Source organism: Thermoanaerobacter kivui (assembly GCF_000763575.1).
Classification (GTDB): domain Bacteria; phylum Bacillota; class Thermoanaerobacteria; order Thermoanaerobacterales; family Thermoanaerobacteraceae; genus Thermoanaerobacter; species Thermoanaerobacter kivui.
The window spans coordinates 884,378-902,323 of sequence record NZ_CP009170.1; the positions used below are offsets into that span (position 1 = coordinate 884,378).

The 17,946-nt window shown below is 34.6% G+C and carries 23 protein-coding genes and 1 riboswitch; of the genes, 21 read left to right on the forward strand and 2 right to left on the reverse strand.

What is annotated here, in order from left to right; translation table 11 throughout:
* The first annotated feature begins 85 nt into the window (after positions 1–85).
* From TKV_RS04455 to asnB, 14 genes are all read left to right on the forward strand, one after another.
* Positions 86–454: a LapA family protein gene (locus tag TKV_RS04455; protein ID WP_049684906.1), complete on the forward strand. Its 369-nt coding sequence runs from the start codon at positions 86–88 to the stop codon at positions 452–454.
* A 113-nt stretch (positions 455–567) separates the two neighbouring features.
* A complete protein-coding gene (gene rplU / locus TKV_RS04460; protein WP_049684907.1) occupies positions 568–882 on the forward strand; it encodes a 50S ribosomal protein L21 in 315 nt (104 codons plus the stop codon).
* A 3-nt stretch (positions 883–885) separates the two neighbouring features.
* Positions 886–1,224 carry a ribosomal-processing cysteine protease Prp gene (locus tag TKV_RS04465; RefSeq protein WP_049684908.1) on the forward strand — a complete coding sequence of 113 codons (339 nt, stop codon included), beginning with the start codon at positions 886–888 and terminating at the stop codon, positions 1,222–1,224.
* On the forward strand, positions 1,221–1,508 hold the full coding sequence (gene rpmA / locus TKV_RS04470; RefSeq protein WP_049684909.1) for a 50S ribosomal protein L27: 288 nt from the start codon (positions 1,221–1,223) through the stop codon (positions 1,506–1,508). Before TKV_RS04465 ends, rpmA begins: the two co-directional genes overlap by 4 nt.
* 54 nt (positions 1,509–1,562) lie before the next feature.
* A complete protein-coding gene (locus TKV_RS04475; protein ID WP_049684910.1) occupies positions 1,563–1,775 on the forward strand; it encodes a Spo0B domain-containing protein in 213 nt (70 codons plus the stop codon).
* A gap of 46 nt (positions 1,776–1,821) precedes the next feature.
* A complete protein-coding gene (gene obgE / locus TKV_RS04480; RefSeq protein WP_049684911.1) occupies positions 1,822–3,093 on the forward strand; it encodes a GTPase ObgE in 1,272 nt (423 codons plus the stop codon).
* A 170-nt stretch (positions 3,094–3,263) separates the two neighbouring features.
* Positions 3,264–3,899, forward strand: coding sequence for a nicotinate-nucleotide adenylyltransferase (gene nadD, locus TKV_RS04485; protein WP_049684912.1), 636 nt, complete (start codon positions 3,264–3,266; stop codon positions 3,897–3,899).
* A complete protein-coding gene (gene yqeK, locus TKV_RS04490; RefSeq protein WP_049684913.1) occupies positions 3,889–4,473 on the forward strand; it encodes a bis(5'-nucleosyl)-tetraphosphatase (symmetrical) YqeK in 585 nt (194 codons plus the stop codon). Before nadD ends, yqeK begins: the two co-directional genes overlap by 11 nt.
* Positions 4,470–5,660, forward strand: coding sequence for an LCP family protein (locus tag TKV_RS04495; protein ID WP_049684914.1), 1,191 nt, complete (start codon positions 4,470–4,472; stop codon positions 5,658–5,660). Before yqeK ends, TKV_RS04495 begins: the two co-directional genes overlap by 4 nt.
* 17 nt (positions 5,661–5,677) lie before the next feature.
* Positions 5,678–6,031, forward strand: coding sequence for a ribosome silencing factor (gene rsfS, locus TKV_RS04500; RefSeq protein ID WP_049684915.1), 354 nt, complete (start codon positions 5,678–5,680; stop codon positions 6,029–6,031).
* A gap of 142 nt (positions 6,032–6,173) precedes the next feature.
* Positions 6,174–6,824: a helix-turn-helix transcriptional regulator gene (locus TKV_RS04505; protein ID WP_049684916.1), complete on the forward strand. Its 651-nt coding sequence runs from the start codon at positions 6,174–6,176 to the stop codon at positions 6,822–6,824.
* Positions 6,825–6,886: 62 nt separating this feature from the next.
* A riboswitch (cyclic di-AMP (ydaO/yuaA leader) is annotated at positions 6,887–7,015 on the forward strand.
* A 104-nt stretch (positions 7,016–7,119) separates the two neighbouring features.
* Positions 7,120–8,220, forward strand: a complete 1,101-nt coding sequence (locus tag TKV_RS04510; RefSeq protein WP_049684917.1) for an NAD/NADP octopine/nopaline dehydrogenase family protein — start codon at positions 7,120–7,122, stop codon at positions 8,218–8,220.
* Complete coding sequence (locus TKV_RS04515) at positions 8,217–9,869, forward strand: cobalamin-dependent protein (RefSeq protein ID WP_049684918.1); 1,653 nt, start codon at positions 8,217–8,219, stop codon at positions 9,867–9,869. Before TKV_RS04510 ends, TKV_RS04515 begins: the two co-directional genes overlap by 4 nt.
* A gap of 81 nt (positions 9,870–9,950) precedes the next feature.
* Positions 9,951–11,462, forward strand: a complete 1,512-nt coding sequence (asnB, locus tag TKV_RS04520) for an asparagine synthase B (protein WP_049684919.1) — start codon at positions 9,951–9,953, stop codon at positions 11,460–11,462.
* Between the two features lie 303 nt (positions 11,463–11,765).
* Here the strand turns inward: asnB and TKV_RS04525 are convergent, their stop codons facing one another.
* Complete coding sequence (locus TKV_RS04525) at positions 11,766–13,028, reverse strand: D-alanyl-D-alanine carboxypeptidase family protein (RefSeq protein WP_049684920.1); 1,263 nt, start codon at positions 13,026–13,028, stop codon at positions 11,766–11,768.
* A gap of 118 nt (positions 13,029–13,146) precedes the next feature.
* Here TKV_RS04525 and TKV_RS04530 point away from each other — a divergent pair, with 118 nt between their 5' ends.
* Both TKV_RS04530 and TKV_RS04535 read left to right on the forward strand, forming a co-directional pair.
* Positions 13,147–13,752 carry a helix-hairpin-helix domain-containing protein gene (locus TKV_RS04530; protein ID WP_049684921.1) on the forward strand — a complete coding sequence of 202 codons (606 nt, stop codon included), beginning with the start codon at positions 13,147–13,149 and terminating at the stop codon, positions 13,750–13,752.
* Positions 13,753–13,808: 56 nt separating this feature from the next.
* Complete coding sequence (locus TKV_RS04535; RefSeq protein ID WP_049684922.1) at positions 13,809–14,078, forward strand: hypothetical protein; 270 nt, start codon at positions 13,809–13,811, stop codon at positions 14,076–14,078.
* Between the two features lie 98 nt (positions 14,079–14,176).
* Here TKV_RS04535 and TKV_RS04540 read toward each other — a convergent pair whose 3' ends face one another.
* Positions 14,177–14,647 (reverse strand): phosphatidylglycerophosphatase A family protein, encoded by a 471-nt coding sequence (locus tag TKV_RS04540; RefSeq protein ID WP_049684923.1) that lies wholly within the window; start codon positions 14,645–14,647, stop codon positions 14,177–14,179.
* A 175-nt stretch (positions 14,648–14,822) separates the two neighbouring features.
* Here TKV_RS04540 and TKV_RS13440 point away from each other — a divergent pair, with 175 nt between their 5' ends.
* The 5 genes from TKV_RS13440 to TKV_RS04560 all read left to right on the forward strand — a co-directional run bounded on the left by TKV_RS13440 (position 14,823) and on the right by TKV_RS04560 (position 17,927).
* A complete protein-coding gene (locus TKV_RS13440) occupies positions 14,823–14,999 on the forward strand; it encodes a hypothetical protein (RefSeq protein ID WP_236617422.1) in 177 nt (58 codons plus the stop codon).
* 66 nt (positions 15,000–15,065) lie between these two features.
* Positions 15,066–15,200 carry a hypothetical protein gene (locus tag TKV_RS13800; protein WP_268870122.1) on the forward strand — a complete coding sequence of 45 codons (135 nt, stop codon included), beginning with the start codon at positions 15,066–15,068 and terminating at the stop codon, positions 15,198–15,200.
* 347 nt (positions 15,201–15,547) lie between these two features.
* The gene (locus TKV_RS04550) at positions 15,548–16,786 is read left to right on the forward strand and encodes a coproporphyrinogen-III oxidase family protein (protein WP_268870114.1); all 1,239 of its coding nucleotides are present in this window, start codon (positions 15,548–15,550) and stop codon (positions 16,784–16,786) included.
* 35 nt (positions 16,787–16,821) lie between these two features.
* On the forward strand, positions 16,822–17,250 hold the full coding sequence (locus TKV_RS04555) for an NUDIX domain-containing protein (RefSeq protein WP_049684926.1): 429 nt from the start codon (positions 16,822–16,824) through the stop codon (positions 17,248–17,250).
* Complete coding sequence (locus TKV_RS04560; RefSeq protein ID WP_049684927.1) at positions 17,250–17,927, forward strand: 4'-phosphopantetheinyl transferase family protein; 678 nt, start codon at positions 17,250–17,252, stop codon at positions 17,925–17,927. The genes TKV_RS04555 and TKV_RS04560 overlap by 1 nt, the downstream gene beginning before the upstream one ends.
* Positions 17,928–17,946 lie beyond the last annotated feature (19 nt).

A 17,946-nucleotide genomic window follows, 5' to 3' on the forward strand; every position in this document is an offset into this window, starting at 1 on the left:
AATTTATCATAATGGTAGAGAATCACAATTGAAAGCGACAGTTAAGTTTTTAAAGGTATAGACAGTTTGGGGGAGGTGAGTTGTTGTGAAGGGACAGTATTATAACATATTAGCTTTGATATTTGCGATTTTGGTAGCTATTTTTGCTATTTCCAATGCTGGTCCTGTTGATATAAGCTTTTTATATTGGCATTATTCAATTTCTCAAGCATTGGTGATTTTGCTGTCAGCGGCTATTGGCGCAATAATTGTAGGCATAATTGGTGTTTTTGGGCAAATTCGATATAGTGTCACAATAAAAGGACTCAACAATAGGATAAAAGAATTGGAAAAAGAAAAAGAAGAATTAAATCAAAAGGTTATGGAATTGCAAAGTTGTAAGTTAACTGAGAATAAAAATGAGGAAATGGCAAAACATGATAAGGAAGAGAAAAGTACCCAGCAGGCTACCTAATTTTCATTGACAATTTCTATTTCGTTATGCTAAAATATCTTTTGTGGCCGCTCGGGACGGGTTTTTAAATTTTACCTTGTTTCCTGGCGAGACTGGATAGAGGAGGTGCGCACATGTACGCAATAATTGAAACTGGCGGAAAACAGTATATGGTCCGTGAAGGCGACGTTGTTATGGTGGAAAAATTGAATTACCTAGAAGGAGAAGTTTTTTCTTTTGACAAAGTATTGGCTGTGTCTAATGAAGATGGCAAAGTGGAATTTGGCAGACCATATTTGGAAAATGTTAAGGTGAATGCCAAGGTTTTAGAGCATGGAAAAGGGCCAAAGATAAGGGTTTTCAAGTACAAGCCAAAGAAAAATTATAGAAGAAGACAAGGGCACCGTCAGCCTTATACAAAAGTTCAGATTGAAAAAATTGTTCAGTAAGCCATGATACAGGTAGAGATATTTAGAGATTCAAAAGGAGATATCTGCAGGTTTTCTATAGTGGGACATGCTGGCTACGATGAATACGGAAAAGACATCGTATGTTCGGCTGTTTCCGCGATTTCTCAGACGGCGATTTTAGGTTTAGAGGCTTTAAAAACGGTGAAGATAAAAAAGAAAATAAAAAGCGGAGATTTATGGGTGGAGATTATAGAAAAAGGCTTTTTAGAGGATAATATAAGGTTAAAAGCTATTTTGGATACAATGGTTTTGGGACTTAAAGATATTGAAAAAGACTATGGAAAGTATTTAAAGGTAGTAGATAGGAGGTGTGAAGGATGAAGCTTCAACTTTTTGCTCACAAAAAAGGTGTTGGAAGTTCTCGAAACGGCCGTGACAGCGAAGCAAAGCGCCTTGGAGTAAAAAGAGCGGATGGACAATATGTTTTGGCAGGAAATATCCTTGTAAGACAGAGAGGGACTAAAATACATCCTGGTGTCAATGTAGGAAGAGGAAAAGACGATACACTTTTTGCTTTGATCGATGGATATGTAACTTTTGAAAGAAAAGGCCGTGACAAAAAGCAGGTAAGTGTTTACCCAGAGAGAAAAGTTGCGCAAAGTTAAGTCCTGGTTTATACCAGGATTTTTTCATAAGATTAAATGAAAGTGGTGAAAAACATGGCATCGGATGCTGAGATATTGATTGAGTACATAAAGAAAAGAAGACATGAGATATTAAATGATTTGCAAGTTGTATTGGGGTACGCTCAGCTTGGCAAATACGACAAAGTGATTGAGCATCTTCGCATCACCATTGAAAATCTTAACAAAGACAGGGAAATATTTAATTTTGACAATGTAGAAGATATAGTAAAAAACATAAAAGGCTAAAAAGTACTGAGATGCACATACTATAAAGAGGAAGGCAGGTGATTGTGTGTTTATAGATACTGCAAGGATATACATAAAAGCTGGTGATGGAGGAAACGGAGTTATATCTTTTAGAAGGGAAAAGTACGTAGCTTATGGAGGTCCAGATGGAGGAGATGGCGGAAAAGGCGGGGATGTAATATTTGTTGCAGACCCGAATTTATCTACTCTTTTAGATTTTAAGTATAGAAGAAAATACATAGCTCAAAATGGCGAAAATGGAAGGGGCAAAAATCAATATGGCAAAAACGGTGAAGATTTATACATAAAAGTGCCAGTAGGCACCTTGATAATTAACGATGAAACGGGAGAAATTATAGCTGACCTTGTAAAACCAAATCAAAAAGCTATTGTGCTAAGAGGTGGAAAAGGCGGGAGAGGTAATGCCAAATTTGCTACGCCTACCATGAAAACTCCTCGTTTTGCTGAAAGCGGCGAAAAGGGGAGAGAAATGTGGGTAAGGTTGGAGCTAAAACTTCTCGCTGATGTAGGATTGATTGGATTTCCTAATGCAGGCAAATCTACACTCCTTGCCAGTTGTACAAGAGCAAGGCCTAAGATTGCTAATTATCCTTTTACGACTTTGAACCCTAATTTGGGCGTTGTAGAACACAAAGGTAAGTCTTTTGTGATGGCAGATATTCCTGGTTTGATTGAAGGTGCTCATAGAGGCGAGGGATTAGGACACGACTTTTTAAGACACATTGAAAGGACAAAGATGCTTATACACGTCGTGGATGTGTCTGCCAGTGAAGGAAGAAACCCAGTAGAAGACTTTGAAAAGATAAACGAAGAGCTTAAATTATACAGTGAAAGATTGCTTACTTTGCCGCAAATAGTTGCTGCTAATAAAATTGACATAGAGAGCGGGAAACAAAATTACCCAAATTTTGAAAAAGAGATCAGACAAAAAGGTTTCGATGTATATCCCATATCTGCTCTGACAAGAGAAGGTATTGACAAACTTTTAGATAAAGCGATAGAGATTCTTTCTTCCATTCCTGTGGAGGAGGCAGCGGAAGTCCCAGAAGTTATAGTTTATACACCACCTAAAGAGGAGGAAACACTTAATATAGAAGTCAAAGGAAATACTTATTATCTCAGTGGAACTAAAATTGACAAACTTTTAAAAAGAGTTAATTTGCAAGATGAACATTCTCTTAAGTATTTTGAAATGCTTCTTAGAAAAAGCGGAGTGCTCGATGCTCTTAAAGAAAAAGGCTTTAAAGATGGCGATGTCATAAACGTAAGGGATTTTGAATTTGAATATTATGAGTAAAAAGTGGAGTCGCTCCACTTTTTTATTTATAAATCTAATATGTGTTGCTGTTTTCAATCCTTATTTTACATAATAATTTGGTATAAATATCCAACACAATATATAAACTTGAGTATAACACCTATTTAATGTATAATATACAAAGAAAATATCATTGGGGGATAATTGATTTGGAGAGAGAACTAAAGCTTGGGATAATGGGAGGTACTTTTGACCCTATTCATTACGGGCACCTTGTCACTGCTGAGGCGGTGAGGTTTGAATTTGGGTTGGACAAAGTGATTTTTGTTCCAGCGGGTAATCCGCCTCATAAAATAAAGCGAAAAGTGACAGACAAAAAGCATAGGTATTTAATGACTATACTTGCTACAATAACAAATCCATTTTTTGAGGTATCTACAATTGAAATTGACAGTGAAGGTTATACTTATACTATTGATACCATCAAAGAATTTAAAAAAATTTATGGGGAGAAAACTCAACTTTATTTTATAACAGGAGCAGATGCAGTACTGGAAATTTTAAATTGGAAAAGTGCTGACGAACTTTTGAAACTTTGCCATTTTGTTGCTGCTACAAGGCCGGGGATTGAGGGAAATAGGATAGATGAAGAATTGAATAAAATTAAAGAGATATATGGAAAAATTATTTATAAAGTCACAGTTCCTTCGTTAGCCATTTCTTCTACTGATATCAGAAAAAGAGTGGCAGAGGGAAGGCCTATTAAATATTTGCTTCCAGAATCTGTAGAAAGATATATACAAAAATATGGTTTGTACAAAGAGGATGACAATTATGGCTTATGACATAGAACTTATAAAAAACAAATTAAGGAGTTTGTTGGATGAAGAAAGGTATTTACACTCTATAGGTGTTATGGAAACAGCAATACACCTTGCGAAAAAATATGATGCTAATGTAGAAAAGGCGCAAGTTGCAGGTTTGTTGCACGATTGTGCTAAAGGTTATTCTGATGAGGAACTTTTAAAATTTGCTCAAAGATATGAAATTGAAGTAGATGAAGTTTTAAAACATGCGCCTTTTCTTTTACACGGTCCTGTAGGGGCGTATTTAGCAGAGGAAATTTTTGGAATAAAAGATCCAGAGGTGAAAAGAGCTATTGCCCTTCATACTACTGGTGATGTTAATATGACACTTTTGGATGAAATAATATTTCTTGCGGATTATATAGAGCCCAATAGAGATTTTAAAGGGGTAGAGGAATTAAGGCGATTAGCAAAGGAAAACTTAGACCTTGCTTTGTTAAAGTCTTTTGATAGTACAATTTGTTATGTTATAGAGAGGGGACTACTTCTTTATGAAAAAACAGTAAAAGCTCGAAATTATATTCTTTTGAAACTTGGGAGTGGAGAAAAATGAGAAAATTTATAAAAACTGTTTCAATATTGTTATTATTAAGTTTATTGTCAGTAGGAGTTGGAGGGTATATTTATTTGAAGTCTCTAAATCCTTCAGATGTTTCTTTGATGAATAGAAGTAATGAAAACAAAAATTCAGAAACGATTCAAAAAATAAATATATTGGTTTTGGGAGTTGATGAGACATCACAAACAGATCCAAAGCGCTCTGACACTATGATGGTGTTGTCTTATGACCCTAATACTCACAAAGCTTATATTTTATCTATTCCGAGAGATACTATGATTAAACTTCCCAAGTATGGAACGCAAAAGATAAATGCTGCTTATCCGATAGGTGGACCTCAGCTGGCGATGGATACAGTGTCACAACTTATTGGAGAGCCTATTGATTATTATGTGAAAATTGGATATGAGGGCTTTATACAATTAGTAGACGATTTAGGCGGAGTAGAGATGAACGTACCTATGGACATGAATTATGATGACAATGCGGGAAATCTTCACATACATTTGAAAAAAGGTGTACAGCTTTTGGATGGAGAAAAGGCTTTACAGTTGGTGAGATTTAGACATGGATATGCAGAACAAGACTTGGAAAGGGTCAAAGTTCAAAGGGATTTTTTATTAGCAATGTTTGAAAAAGCTAAAAACCCCAGTACTTTGTTAAAAATTCATCGTATATTAAAAAACATAAATCAATACGTAGAAACAAATATACCACCTGTTACTATGCTAAAGTATGCAGATTACCTTTTGAAACTTGATAAAGACAATATAAAGACGGCAACTTTACCTGGCACTCCTCAGTACATTGATGGGATTGCTTATTATATCACAAATCCCCAAGAAGTAAGACAATTTATGGCGAATTTAAATGGTGATATAGATAATAAAACTAATGAGATGACAGTTAACAAAAATATAAAAATAGAGGTTTTAAATGGCGGCGGCATACCAGGAGCAGCCGCAAAGACTGCTGATTTGTTAAAGCAACAGGGATACGATGTAGTGAAAATAGGCAATGTAGTAGGTACTACTTACAACACTACTCAGATAATTAATAGGACTGACGACAAAAAAGTGGTGGAAGATTTGAAGAAAATTTTAAAAAATGCTATTGTAGTTGAAGATACAAAAGGAAGTAATAGTGCTGACATAACTATAATTTTAGGAAAAAACATATAAAATGGAGGGTTGATTTGGTGGTAGATGTAAAAGATAAAGTCTTTAAAATTTGTAATCTGCTAGAAGACAAAAAAGCTTTTGACATAAAGGTCTTATATATAGGTGAATTGACGACTATTGCAGATTATTTTATTATTGCGACCGGCAGTTCGGATACCCACGTAAAAGCATTAACTGATGAGATTGAGAAAAAACTCTGTGAAGAGGGGATTTTTGTTGACCACATTGAAGGATATGCTTCAGGCAAATGGGTTTTAATGGATTATGGGGATGTGGTGGTGCACATTTTCCAAGAGGAAGAAAGAGCTTTCTACAATTTAGAAAGATTATGGGCAGATGCAAAGGAAATAGTGCTTGACAACCTTGTTTGAGGCATGTATAATAACGTTAATAATTTTTTTCATCTTAAAGTCTTATCTTTTTTTGCAGATGAATTTTTTTGCAGCCTATCAGTAATTTTTCATCACTTCACTGCATATATTTAAATTGTATGATTAGGGGGATTCAAAGTCAATGAAGACGCATCCTATCTTAAAAAGCATAATCCCTATAATGGAAGGAATAGCTAATACGTTTGGGAAAAATTGCGAAGTAGCACTGCATGACTTTTCTTCGCCTCAATATCCTATTATTGCAATTGTAAACGGACATGTAACGGGAAGAGAAGTGGGGAGTCCTTTGCCTGAAACTATATCGAAAGTATTGAAATCTGATAACGTTGAAAATTTAATAAACTATAAAAACAAAGGGAAAGATGGGAAAATTTTGAAGTCATCTGCTCTTTTTATAAAAGACGAAAATGGTAAGCCTGTTGGATGCCTTACCATCAATATTGATATCTCAGAATTTATAATGGTAAAAAATACCTTATCAGAGTTTTGCGATGTGACTGATACCAATGAGGAGGCTCGAGAGGCTTATACAGGCAGTGTTAGTGAGGTTTTAGAGAGCATAGTGAATACCACATTAGAAAATTATGGAAAACCTGTAAATTTCATGACAAAAGAAGAAAAAGTGCAGGTAGTCAAGATGTTGGATGCTAAAGGCACTTTTTTGATAAGGGGAGCTATAGATTATGTAGCGAAGATATTGTGTGTTTCCAGATATACTATATACAATTATTTGGATGAAATAAGAGTAGGAGATGATTTTGGGAAATATTAACTTGTTTCTCTTTACAACTTTTAGATTTTATGATATAATAAAAATAAATTGAAAATTGAATAAAATGCTAAACGCTGAATTCGTAAAGAAGCGGGGGAACCAATTTTCGGGGTGAATCCATCTTTAAGATGGTAGGGTTATCTTTCGGCCCGAACCCGTCAGCTAACCTCGTAAGCGTTGAAAGAGGAGGATGATAGCATTGGTGTCTGATTTTGTTTTTTTATCAGACGGCAAATCGTAAAGCTATAGATTTCCTCTATAGCTTTTTCATTTCTTAAAAAGGGGGTTTAAGAAGATGGGTGCAGTCTCCTTTGCAGTAATAGGAGCCGGTAACGGGGGTCAGGCAATAGCAGGGCACTTGGCTTTGAAAGGCTTTAAGGTAAATCTTTACAACAGAACCTATGAAAAATTAATTCCGATAATAGAAAAAGGTGGAATAGAGTTAAAAGGGGAAATTAAAGGATTTGGAAAATTAAATTTGATAACTGATGATATGAAAAAAGCCGTTGAAGGCGTTGACATAATTTTAGTTGCAGTTCCAGCGTCTGCTCATTATAAAATTGCTAATGAAGTGTTGCCATATCTTGAGGAAGGACAGATAATCGTATTGAATCCTGGAAGAACAGGTGGTGCCTTAGAATTTCACAATGTAATTAGAAAGAGAAGAGGTTTAGAAGTAGTTATTGCAGAAACAGATACTTTTATATATGCCTGCAGGTCTTCCATGGGAAAGGCAAAGATATACAAGATAAAAGAGGTTGTGTCTGTTGCTGCAATACCCAAAGACAAAACTCAGATGGTAGTAGAGGCACTTAACACTGCTTTTCCTCAATTTGTACCAGCGCAAAATGTTTTAGAAACCAGCTTCAATAACTTTGGCTCTGTTTTTCATCCAACGCCTACCTTGTTAAATGCGGCGAGAATTGAGACGACAAAAGGCAATTTTGAATATTATCGCGAAGGAATTTCACCTTCTGTAGCAAAGATATTGGAAAAAATAGATAACGAAAGAATGATGGTGGCGAAAGCTCTAGGTGTAAATACTATTTCCGCTAAAAGATGGCTAAAAGAAAGTTACAATGCAGAAGGAGAAAATCTATATGAGGTAATTCAAAACACAAAAGCTTATGTAGGTTTGTTAGCTCCTGAAACATTAGATTGCCGGTATATATTTGAAGATGTTCCTATGAGTTTAGTGCCTATGTCTTCTATAGCAAAAGAGATAGGTATCAAGACTCTTACTATTGATGCTGTTATACATCTTGCTTCAGTTATGCATAGAAAAGATTACTGGAAAATAGGAAGGACTGCTGAAAAGCTTGGCATAAAAGGAATGTCAGTTGAAGAGATAATAGAATTGGTTGAAGGAAGAAGAAAGGAGGTAACGATAGCATGAAGAAGTTAATTGTAGCGGCAGCTATAGGGAATTGTGTTCATGTAGCAGGAGTGTATAACTTTTTGAGGTTTGCCGAGCAGCAAGGTTATGAGACTGTATTTTTGGGACCTGCTGTTCCTATTAAAAAATTGATAGAAGCCGTTAAAGAACATAAACCGGGGATTGTAGGAGTAAGCTATAGACTGACTCCTTCTGCTCTTGAAAAACTTTTAGAAGAATTAAAGAGGGAAATAGAAGTAAATAATTTGCAACATATAAAATGGGTATTTGGAGGGACAGAACCTAATGCAGAAGTAGCTTGTAAATCAGGAATATTTGTGACAGTTTTTGATGGCAAAAATGGGGATGAAGCTACAATCAACTTTCTAAGAGGAGGAAGCACAAGTCATAGACAGCGGGTTTTTGCTGATACACTAATAGGAAGAATAGAAGATAAATTTCCCTATCCTATCATAAGACACCACTTTGGTCTTCCTTCATTAGAAGATACTATAGAGGGTGTTAAGAAGATAGCAGAGGCAGAAATTTTAGATGTAATTTCTCTCGCGCCAGACCAAAATGCTCAAGAGCACTTCTTTGATAAAAAATATGACAAGTCTTTAGATGGAGCAGGCGGTGTTTCTATAAGAAAGAAAGAAGACTTAATAAGAATATATGAGGCTTCAAAAAGAGGTAACTATCCTCTTCTCAGATGTTACAGTGGTACAAATGATGTTTTCAAGATGGCAGAGATGCTTCTAGAGACTATCCATAACGCTTGGGCAGCGATTCCCCTTTGCTGGTATAATGTATTGGACGGCAGAGGACCAAGGGATGTAAATACTTCCATAAGAGAAAATCAGCAGCTTATGAAATGGCACGCTGAAAAAGGAGTACCTGTAGAAGTAAACGAAGCACATCATTGGAGTTTGAGAGATGCTCACGACGTAATTGGAGTAACAATGGCTTATCTTGCTGCATATAACGCCAAAAAGATGGGAGTAAAAGATTATGTAGCGCAGTTTATGTTTAATGTACCTGCGTCTATTTCTCCGAAAATGGATTTGGCAAAGATGCTTGCGAAGATAGAATTGATAGAAGAATTACAAGATGAAAACTTTAGAGTTATAAGGCAAGCAAGGGCAGGACTTGCAAGTTTTCCAACTGACCTTTTAGAGGCCAAGGGTCAGTTGGCTTCCAGTGCTTATCTCTCTATGGCTATAAGACCTCATATATATCACGTAGTGGGATATTGTGAAGCTCATCATGCTGCAACGTCAGAAGATATAATTGAAAGCGTTAAAATAGTAAAAGCCGTGATAAAAAACTCTATGTTTGGAATGCCTGATTTGACTCAGGATAAAGAAGTAATTCAAAGAAAAGAACAGTTAAAGAAAGAGACAAGGATTTTATTGGAAGCGATAAAGAGCTTGGCACCTCACAGTCCTGATCCACTGGTAGATCCAGATGTGTTGGCACTAGCAATAAAAATAGGTCTATTGGATGCACCTCATCTTAAAGGTAACAAATATGCTAAAGGAGCACTACAAACCAAAGTTATAGATGGGGCATGTTACGCTTATGACTATGAAAAACACAGAATAATACCTGAAGAAGAAAGGGTAGAAAAGATTTTACGTGAATATGAAAGATTAGTTATAACAGTATAAAATTTAGGAACGTAAGATCTATTCTTACGTTCCTTATTCAATTTTCTTTAAATATATATGAAGGGGAGGAATGATAATCAAATGTGTGGATTGGCAGGAATTATAGGAACTGGTGATAAGAGCAAAGTACAAAGGATGCTTGATAAAATACGACATCGTGGCCCGGATGAGTCAGGTATTTTTGCAGATGAAAATATTACATTAGGCCATAATAGGTTGACGATAATTGACCTTTATCATGGACGCCAACCTATAAAAAACGAAGATGGCAGGTATTGGCTTATTTATAATGGAGAAATTTACAATTACCAATTATTGCGTAAAGAGTTAAAAAACCATATTTTTTCCACAGATACTGATAGCGAAGTAATAATTCATTTGTATGAAGAACTAAGTAAAAATTGTGTTAACTATATTGATGGAATGTTTGCTTTAGTTATTTATGACTCTAAAAAAAAGACCATATTTATTGCTCGCGATCCGTTAGGAATAAAGCCATTGTATTATGGTAAAACAAAAGAAGGTTATTTTGCCTTTGCTTCGGAGATTAAAGCACTTCAGGAAGTAACTGATGATATAAATGAATTTCCTAATGGATATATTTATACAACTGAAAATGGATTTGAAAAATATTATTCAATTCCACAAGATCCGATGTATTTTGCAGATGTTGATAATATTATTAATGGATTAAGGCTTAGATTAGAGGATTCAGTAAGAAAAAGGTTGATTGCTGATGTGCCTGTTGGAGTATTTTTAAGCGGCGGATTGGATAGCAGTCTTATAGCAGCAATAGCAGCAAAATACAAAAAACCCCTTCATTCATTTGCAGTAGGTGTCGAAGGAAGTAATGACTTAAAGAATGCAAGAGTTGTTGCTGATTATGTAGGTACGATTCACCATGAATTTATTTATACAGAGGAGGACATAAAAAAAGTTTTACCCGAAGTTATATATCATCTTGAATCCTGTGATCCAGCCTTAGTCAGAAGTGCTGTTGCAACATATTTTGTATCAAAACTTGCAAGCAATTACGTAAAGGTTGTTCTTTCGGGAGAAGGTGCTGATGAATTGTTTGGTGGATATCATTACCTTAAAAATTATTCAAATCCTTGGAAATTACAATCCGAATTAAAATATATAACTCGAAATTTGCATAATACAAATCTTCAAAGAGTTGACAGAATGACAATGGCACATTCCATTGAGGGACGTGTACCGTTTTTAGATGTAGAAGTATTAAGGTACGCATTTAAAATAACACCGTCATTTAAAATTAACGGCCGAGAAAAAATCGAAAAGTGGATACTTAGAAAACTTGCAGAAAATTATTTGCCAGAATCAATTGTATGGAGAAGAAAAGAAAAATTTGCAATAGGAACTGGTACATCTGAAATATTAAATAAAATAGCCGAATCAGAAATTAGTGATGCAGAGTATATAAAAAATAGGTTTCTTTCTAATGGTTTTGAAATAAAGTCAAAAGAAGAAATGTATTATTTTAAAATTTTAAAAAGATTTTTTAATGTTGATTCTTTTATAAAAGACATGGGAAGAAGTAGAAGTCTCAATGACAACCAAATATATGCATAAAAAGAGGGCATTCTGCCCTCTCAGACTGTACACAAACTTTCGGAAATAGGATATTTTGCATAAGGAACGACTTGTGACAAAGCGGCAACAAAACTTAGCAAGACCAAGGGTGGAGGCAGGGCCGAAGCCAAGGATGGCGGAGGCGGTCACTAAGACAGGACGTCGAATGTGCCCGGAACCCTGCCGGAACCCGAAGGTCGAGTTTAGTTTTGTCGCTTTGGAACATCGGAGTGACGATGCAAAATATCCTATTTAAAAAATTTTTTTACTTTGTCAACAAGCTGAGAGGGCTTTTTGCCCTCTTTAATATTTTGAGAAGATATATTTTTTTCTATTTCTAATTTTCCGTCTTCTCCAAAGGATAAAAGCTATTCCCAGACTTGTTGTTCCGACAATAAATTTTACAGGTCTTACATACATTATATTTCTTACACCAGAAGGTTGTACATCCCCATAATAATTTCCCCAAAAATTTTTGTAAACTGATTCAGCTGCAATGAGAGGATTTGTGCCTATTTCTTTCCCGTCTAAAGTGTATTTAATATATCCTAAAATATCCCCTTTATTTATTGGTGCTTTTATGTCTTTATTTAGTATTATTTGAGACTCTATGGAATTTTCTTGACCTTTAGGAACTTCATAGTAAAAATCATTTTTTGCTATAAGAGGAAGTTTAAATTGAGATTTTCCTAAATTTACATATGTTATTAACTTGCCTTTTTGTACCTTTTTTACTAAGCTAAAGTTTTCAAAACCATAGTTTAAAAGTTTTATAGTGTCTGTCCAAATGTTTGTTCCCTGGTCACCCATTATGACAGATATAAGTCTATGACCGTCTCTTGTAGCAGAAGCTACTAACACTTGACCTGCTGCAACCGTATATCCTGTTTTAACTCCATCAGCTCCTTCGTAATTAAAGCTTGAAGGTTTTATTAAGCGATTGCTTAGCCACAGGTCTCTAACTTTATCACATTTATTTGTGGGAGGAATTTGGTAATGTATAGTACTCACTATTTTTCTAAATTCCGCATTTTGCATGGCGTATCTTGCGATCAATGCCATATCATAAGGGGTGGAATAGTGATTTTCATCAGGGAGGCCATTTGGATTTACAAAATGACTATCATGAGCCCCAATTTCTTTAGCTTTTTCGTTCATTATTTTAGCAAAATTTTGTACACTCCCACCAATATATTCCGCTATAGCAATGGCAGCATCATTAGCTGATTCTAACATAAGAGCATAAAGTAACTGCTTCAAAGTGAGTTTTTCACCAGGAGAAAGATAGATAGAATTTCCATCTATTTTTGTGACATTATCACTAGCAGTTACAATATCATCTAAGTTTCCTCTTTCAATGGCAATAATTGCCGTAAGAATCTTGGTTGTACTAGCAGGGTACATTCTTTTGTGCATGTTTTTATCATATAGTACTTGGCCTGTAGTAAAATCCATCAAAACTGCGGTGGGTCCGACTATTTCTGGTTTTTGCGTGGTAGCATAGATAGGAGTAATTTGGCCTATTACAATGAGTATTGCGATTAAAAATATCAATATTTTTTTCATTTTTATGCCTCCAATTTATGCTGATACTTAAAGTATACCAAAAAATCGCGAAAAATAAAAAGGAATTTTTTAATTCATGTAGAAATAAATAAAGGAAGCTGTAAAAAGAGGTGTTAGTATGCCTTATTTTTCAAAAAAACAGCAATATGCTATAGTTGTTTTATTATGCCTTATACTGGCATTTTCAGGATATGTAATTTACAAAAATTATAAATTAAAAAATGAATTTGTCGTCAATGCAAGCAATGATAGTATGCCAGTGGAAAGACCTGTAGATAGTGAAGAGAACAAAGAAAAGTCTTTAGAGATAAAGGTATATGTCACAGGATTGGTAAAAAATCCGGGAGTTTATACTATGGAAGAAGGAGAAAGAGTAATAGACGCTATAAATAAAGCAGGAGGACCTTTGGAGGAAGCAGACCTCACAAATATAAATCTCGCGCAAAAAGTTAAGGATGAACAAATGATAATAGTTCCAAAAAAGGGTGAAACAAATAATATTTCTCCTACTAGTACAATACAAAAAAATGAAAAAATAAATATAAATACTGCGACTAAAGAAGAATTGCAAACTTTGCCAGGAATAGGACCTGTGACGGCTGAAAGGATAATCGAATTTAGAGAAAATAAAGGTTCTTTTAAAAAAATTGAAGACATAATGAATGTTCCGAGAATAGGTCCTAAATTGTTTGAGCAGATAAAGGACAAAATTACTGTAGATTAGTTAATGTTAAATAGTTCCATGTAGAACAAAAAATGCTATATTAAATGAGGGGTTTTATGAAAAAGTTGATAGCTATTATAATTGCGAGTATATTTTTATTTAATTTTATACTAGTACCAGCGCAAAGTGATACTTTTTCGGATTTTGATAAGGCGAAAAAGGAGGAACAAAAACTTGTATTAGAGCTATTAAATCTTGAGGTAGAAAGGCTTAAAACCCAAAAGTCTTTGGAGAATCTAGCGGTAGAAATTGTTAATAAATTCTCTAAATATAGGAGATATAAAAATTGGCGGCCAGTTGCTTCAAAAAATTCTTTATGGCTATGACACGACTATAAACATTAAAATTCCTGTTGAAGGATTTAAATTAAAAAAGGTGGAGGCAGAAAAAGGCTATGTAAAGTTTACTTTAGAAAAATAGTTTTTTATAAAACTTCTTTTTTAGAATGGGCAATTCTGGCACAAGCAGCAGCTACTATAGCAGCCACTAAATCGTCAATAAAAGTATTGCACTTTTTTTCTTTATCTTCATTTAGTTTACCTATTATTCCAGGTTTTACTTTGTCAAGATAGCCGAAATTAGTAAGCCCAATAGAGCCGTACACGTTTGTTATGCTGAGAGCTAAGATTTCATCAATGCCATATAAAGGTTCATCCCTTTTTAAAATTGATAAAAGCGGTTCTTCCAGCGCATCTTTTTCTGCCAATTTATCTAAAGCGATGCCTGTTAGAATTGCGTTTTGAACTTCTCTCTTTTCAAGGACGGCATGTAAGTTTTCTATGCACTCTTCTAATGTAAGGACATAATATTTTTTTTGAAGCTCCATTACCAATTTTGCCATGTCCTCCAATGTGACTCCACGTTCTTTTAAAAGATTTATGGCAATGTCTTTCATTGTTAACAACCCCTTTTTAAAAAATTTATAATATGATTATACCACAAATTTCTCCTATAATACTGATAGTGTAAAATTTCAGTAGGTAACGAAGCAGGAAAATGAGGTATAGATGTAGAAAAAGACCTCACCGGGAAAAAATCAAAAATCAAATCAAAGGAAGGTGAGGTCTGATATGTTATTAGATATTCGACACATAGTGGGCATAATCCTGCTTTTTGTTCAAGGTTTAACGAGAATAATAAGAGAGAGTAAAGATTTTTATGAACTGGAGAGAGGGATACATGAACTTAACAAAAAGTATCGAAACAACTTCTTGAGAGGGCAGCAGAAGAGATGGATAGAAAGTTAATGGAGAACCAAGAGAAAAGAGTGTGGGAAGTAATAGGATTTAGAGCAAAGCAGGTAATAAGCATTTTTGGGGAATTTACATATAGGAGAATGGTTAAGAGTTTCATTACCGATATTAGAAGGTCCATTTGCGAGCAAGCCATGGATAAAATACGTTTTAAAGGAAATAACACGAGCAAATGGTTCAGCAGTAGGTATTTGAGGAAGGAGTATAGTTCCATTATTTTACATTAAGAAAAGCAAAGAAAGAAAAGATATTTGTGTTTTTGTTAAAGTAATAATTTAACATAAATGGAATATATATAAATTACTAATCAAGCTTATAGTTTATTAGCGGTGAAGTCAGTTACAAAAATTTTTACCTACAAAATCTTGACATAGACAGATAAATAGTGTAAAATCAAATAATTGATGGAAGTAGTATATAATAATGATAATTTTGTTTTTAAAAGGGGGAATGACATGGATTTAGAAACAAAAGTAAATGCATTATCAAAGCAAATCAGCAAAATGATTCAAACTGGTTTTTGGCCTGGATTTGTAGTTGGAATGTATCCAAGTCAATTTGCTTACAGACCAATAAAAGTTGATTTTAATTGTTGGAGAAAGGTAAGGGAGGTTAATTTGTACTACCATATTCCATTTTGCAAATGGAAATGTCCTTACTGCACGTTCTTTATGACTGTTCATTATGACGATGAAGTTGCTGCTAGATATATAGATAAAGTAAATGAGCAGTTCAACTTTATCAATTCTTATTTTGAAGAACCTATGGTTGTAAAATCTATTTGTTTTGGTGGAGGGACTCCAAACAGCATTCCTGTTGATTTATACGAAAAAATATTCGATACTTTACGAAAGGCAAATGTTATCTTCCATGAAGATTTAGAGCCTTCCATGGAAGTATCCCCTGAGATTCTTGACGAGCCGTATATTAAACGATTGGCGGAAATCGGAATTAAACGATTAAGTCTTGGGGTTCAAAGTTTAGATAAGGATTTAAGAAAGAGTATCAATCGTAAGGAAAACCTAAATATCTATGATATCGTGGATATTTTGAGAAAATACAACCTGAATATTAATTTCGATGTCATGTATGGATTGGAAGGACAAACAGCAGAAAGTTTCATGGATACGTTAAAGGAATTGGTGAAATTGGCACCTGAAACTTTCTCTTTATATCCGCTGGCAGGTTCGAAGACCAGTATGTTTAAAAAGAAGGATTCTTTAATGACTACGAAAGAAAGATATCAATTATTTGACGTATTTTATGATTATTTGACCAGCAATGGTTACGAGTGTGAATCGCACGTTAAGTTTAAAAAGAAAAATCAACATTCGACACACCAGCAAAAAATCTATGAATATCAAGGGACTCCAACGTTAGGATTGGGTTGTGCTGCAAGAAGTTACAATGAACACGTGCATTACACAACAGAATACACCAAGAACAGCCTTACTGCTCGCAAATATATAGACGAATATATCGAAAAAGACTATAAAGACCTTCAATTTTGCGGATTTGAAATGAATGAAGATGAAAATAAACGAAGAACAGTGATTTATGCTTTCTTCATGGGTAAACTTGACCCAAAAATTTATTTCGACAAATACGGAACAGATGTATGGCAAGATTTTCATGTAGAGCTTAATGCTTTGCTTCAAAATGATTTAATTGTGATTAAAGATAATGAAATCTATCTCACAAGGAAAGGTCGAAAATACACTGATTTAGTAGGTTTCATTTTCTGGAGCGAAGGTGTTGCAAGCATGTATGCTCCAATATAATAATCAGGTAAACAAATAAAGCGGGAGGAGTTCTCATGTATCCTAATTATCGAATTTCTGTTGAAATCATTTTACTGCATGAGGGGAAGGTTCTTTTGACTAAACGTGCACCGCATTGCAAGGTCGCTCCGAATGTCTGGAATGTTCCAGCAGGAAAAATAAAATATGATGAAATTCCCATTCAGGGTATGTATCGAGAAGCAAAAGAGGAAATCAATTTGGATGTGGAATTGTTGGAAGAGCTATCAGTTAGAAATATAAAAAGTAAAAGTGGAGATGAAGATATATACCGAGTTGTGTTCACGTATCTTGTCAAACCCAAAAACGATGATATTTCTTCGCTCAAACTGAACGATGAACATTCCGAGTATGCTTGGGTTACCAAAGAAGATCTCAATAATCCAAAATATGAAACACTTCATGAAGATATACGGAACATTCTTTTAACGGAAGTGTTTAAGTGATGAATGAGGTATATGCTGTAAAGCTGGAAACTCCTATTGAAGAGGGACGACTTTTGGAATTTGTGTCTCCTGCGAGGAGAAAGGAAATTAAGCAATTTTCGCTTCGAGCTGAACGAATACGGAAACTTGTTGGACAATTGCTCCTTCAATTTGTTTTACAAAACAAGAAAAAGATATTTCTGTGTCCATTACAATTTATTCGAAATGATTGGGGAAAGCCTTCTATTGCTGGTCTTGAGGGTGTTCATTTTAACATTTCTCATTCTTATGATTGTGTTGTTTGCGGAATCAGCTTACTTCCAATTGGTATAGATGTGGAGAAAGTCAGAGAAATAAATACAAATATTGCCAACCGCTTTTTTTCTACCGAAGAAATTGAATACGTTAATATGAAAAATGGAAATGAGCGATTGGAACGCTTTTTTCAAATTTGGACAAGAAAAGAAAGCTACGTTAAAGCAGTTGGAAAAGGATTAATGATTCCGCTTAATAGTTTTAATATAACGCCTGTGAAGGTTTCTCAACTCTATGACCAGAATGGGTTTATCTATTATATAAAAGATTATCACTTAAAAGATGGTTACAAGTTAGCCATATGTTCTCAAAGTAATGAGTTTTTTGATGATGTTGAATTCATAACAATAAGAGAAATCCTGGATGGTCTACAGGCCTCTTAACAAAGAAAGGGAGGGGGCT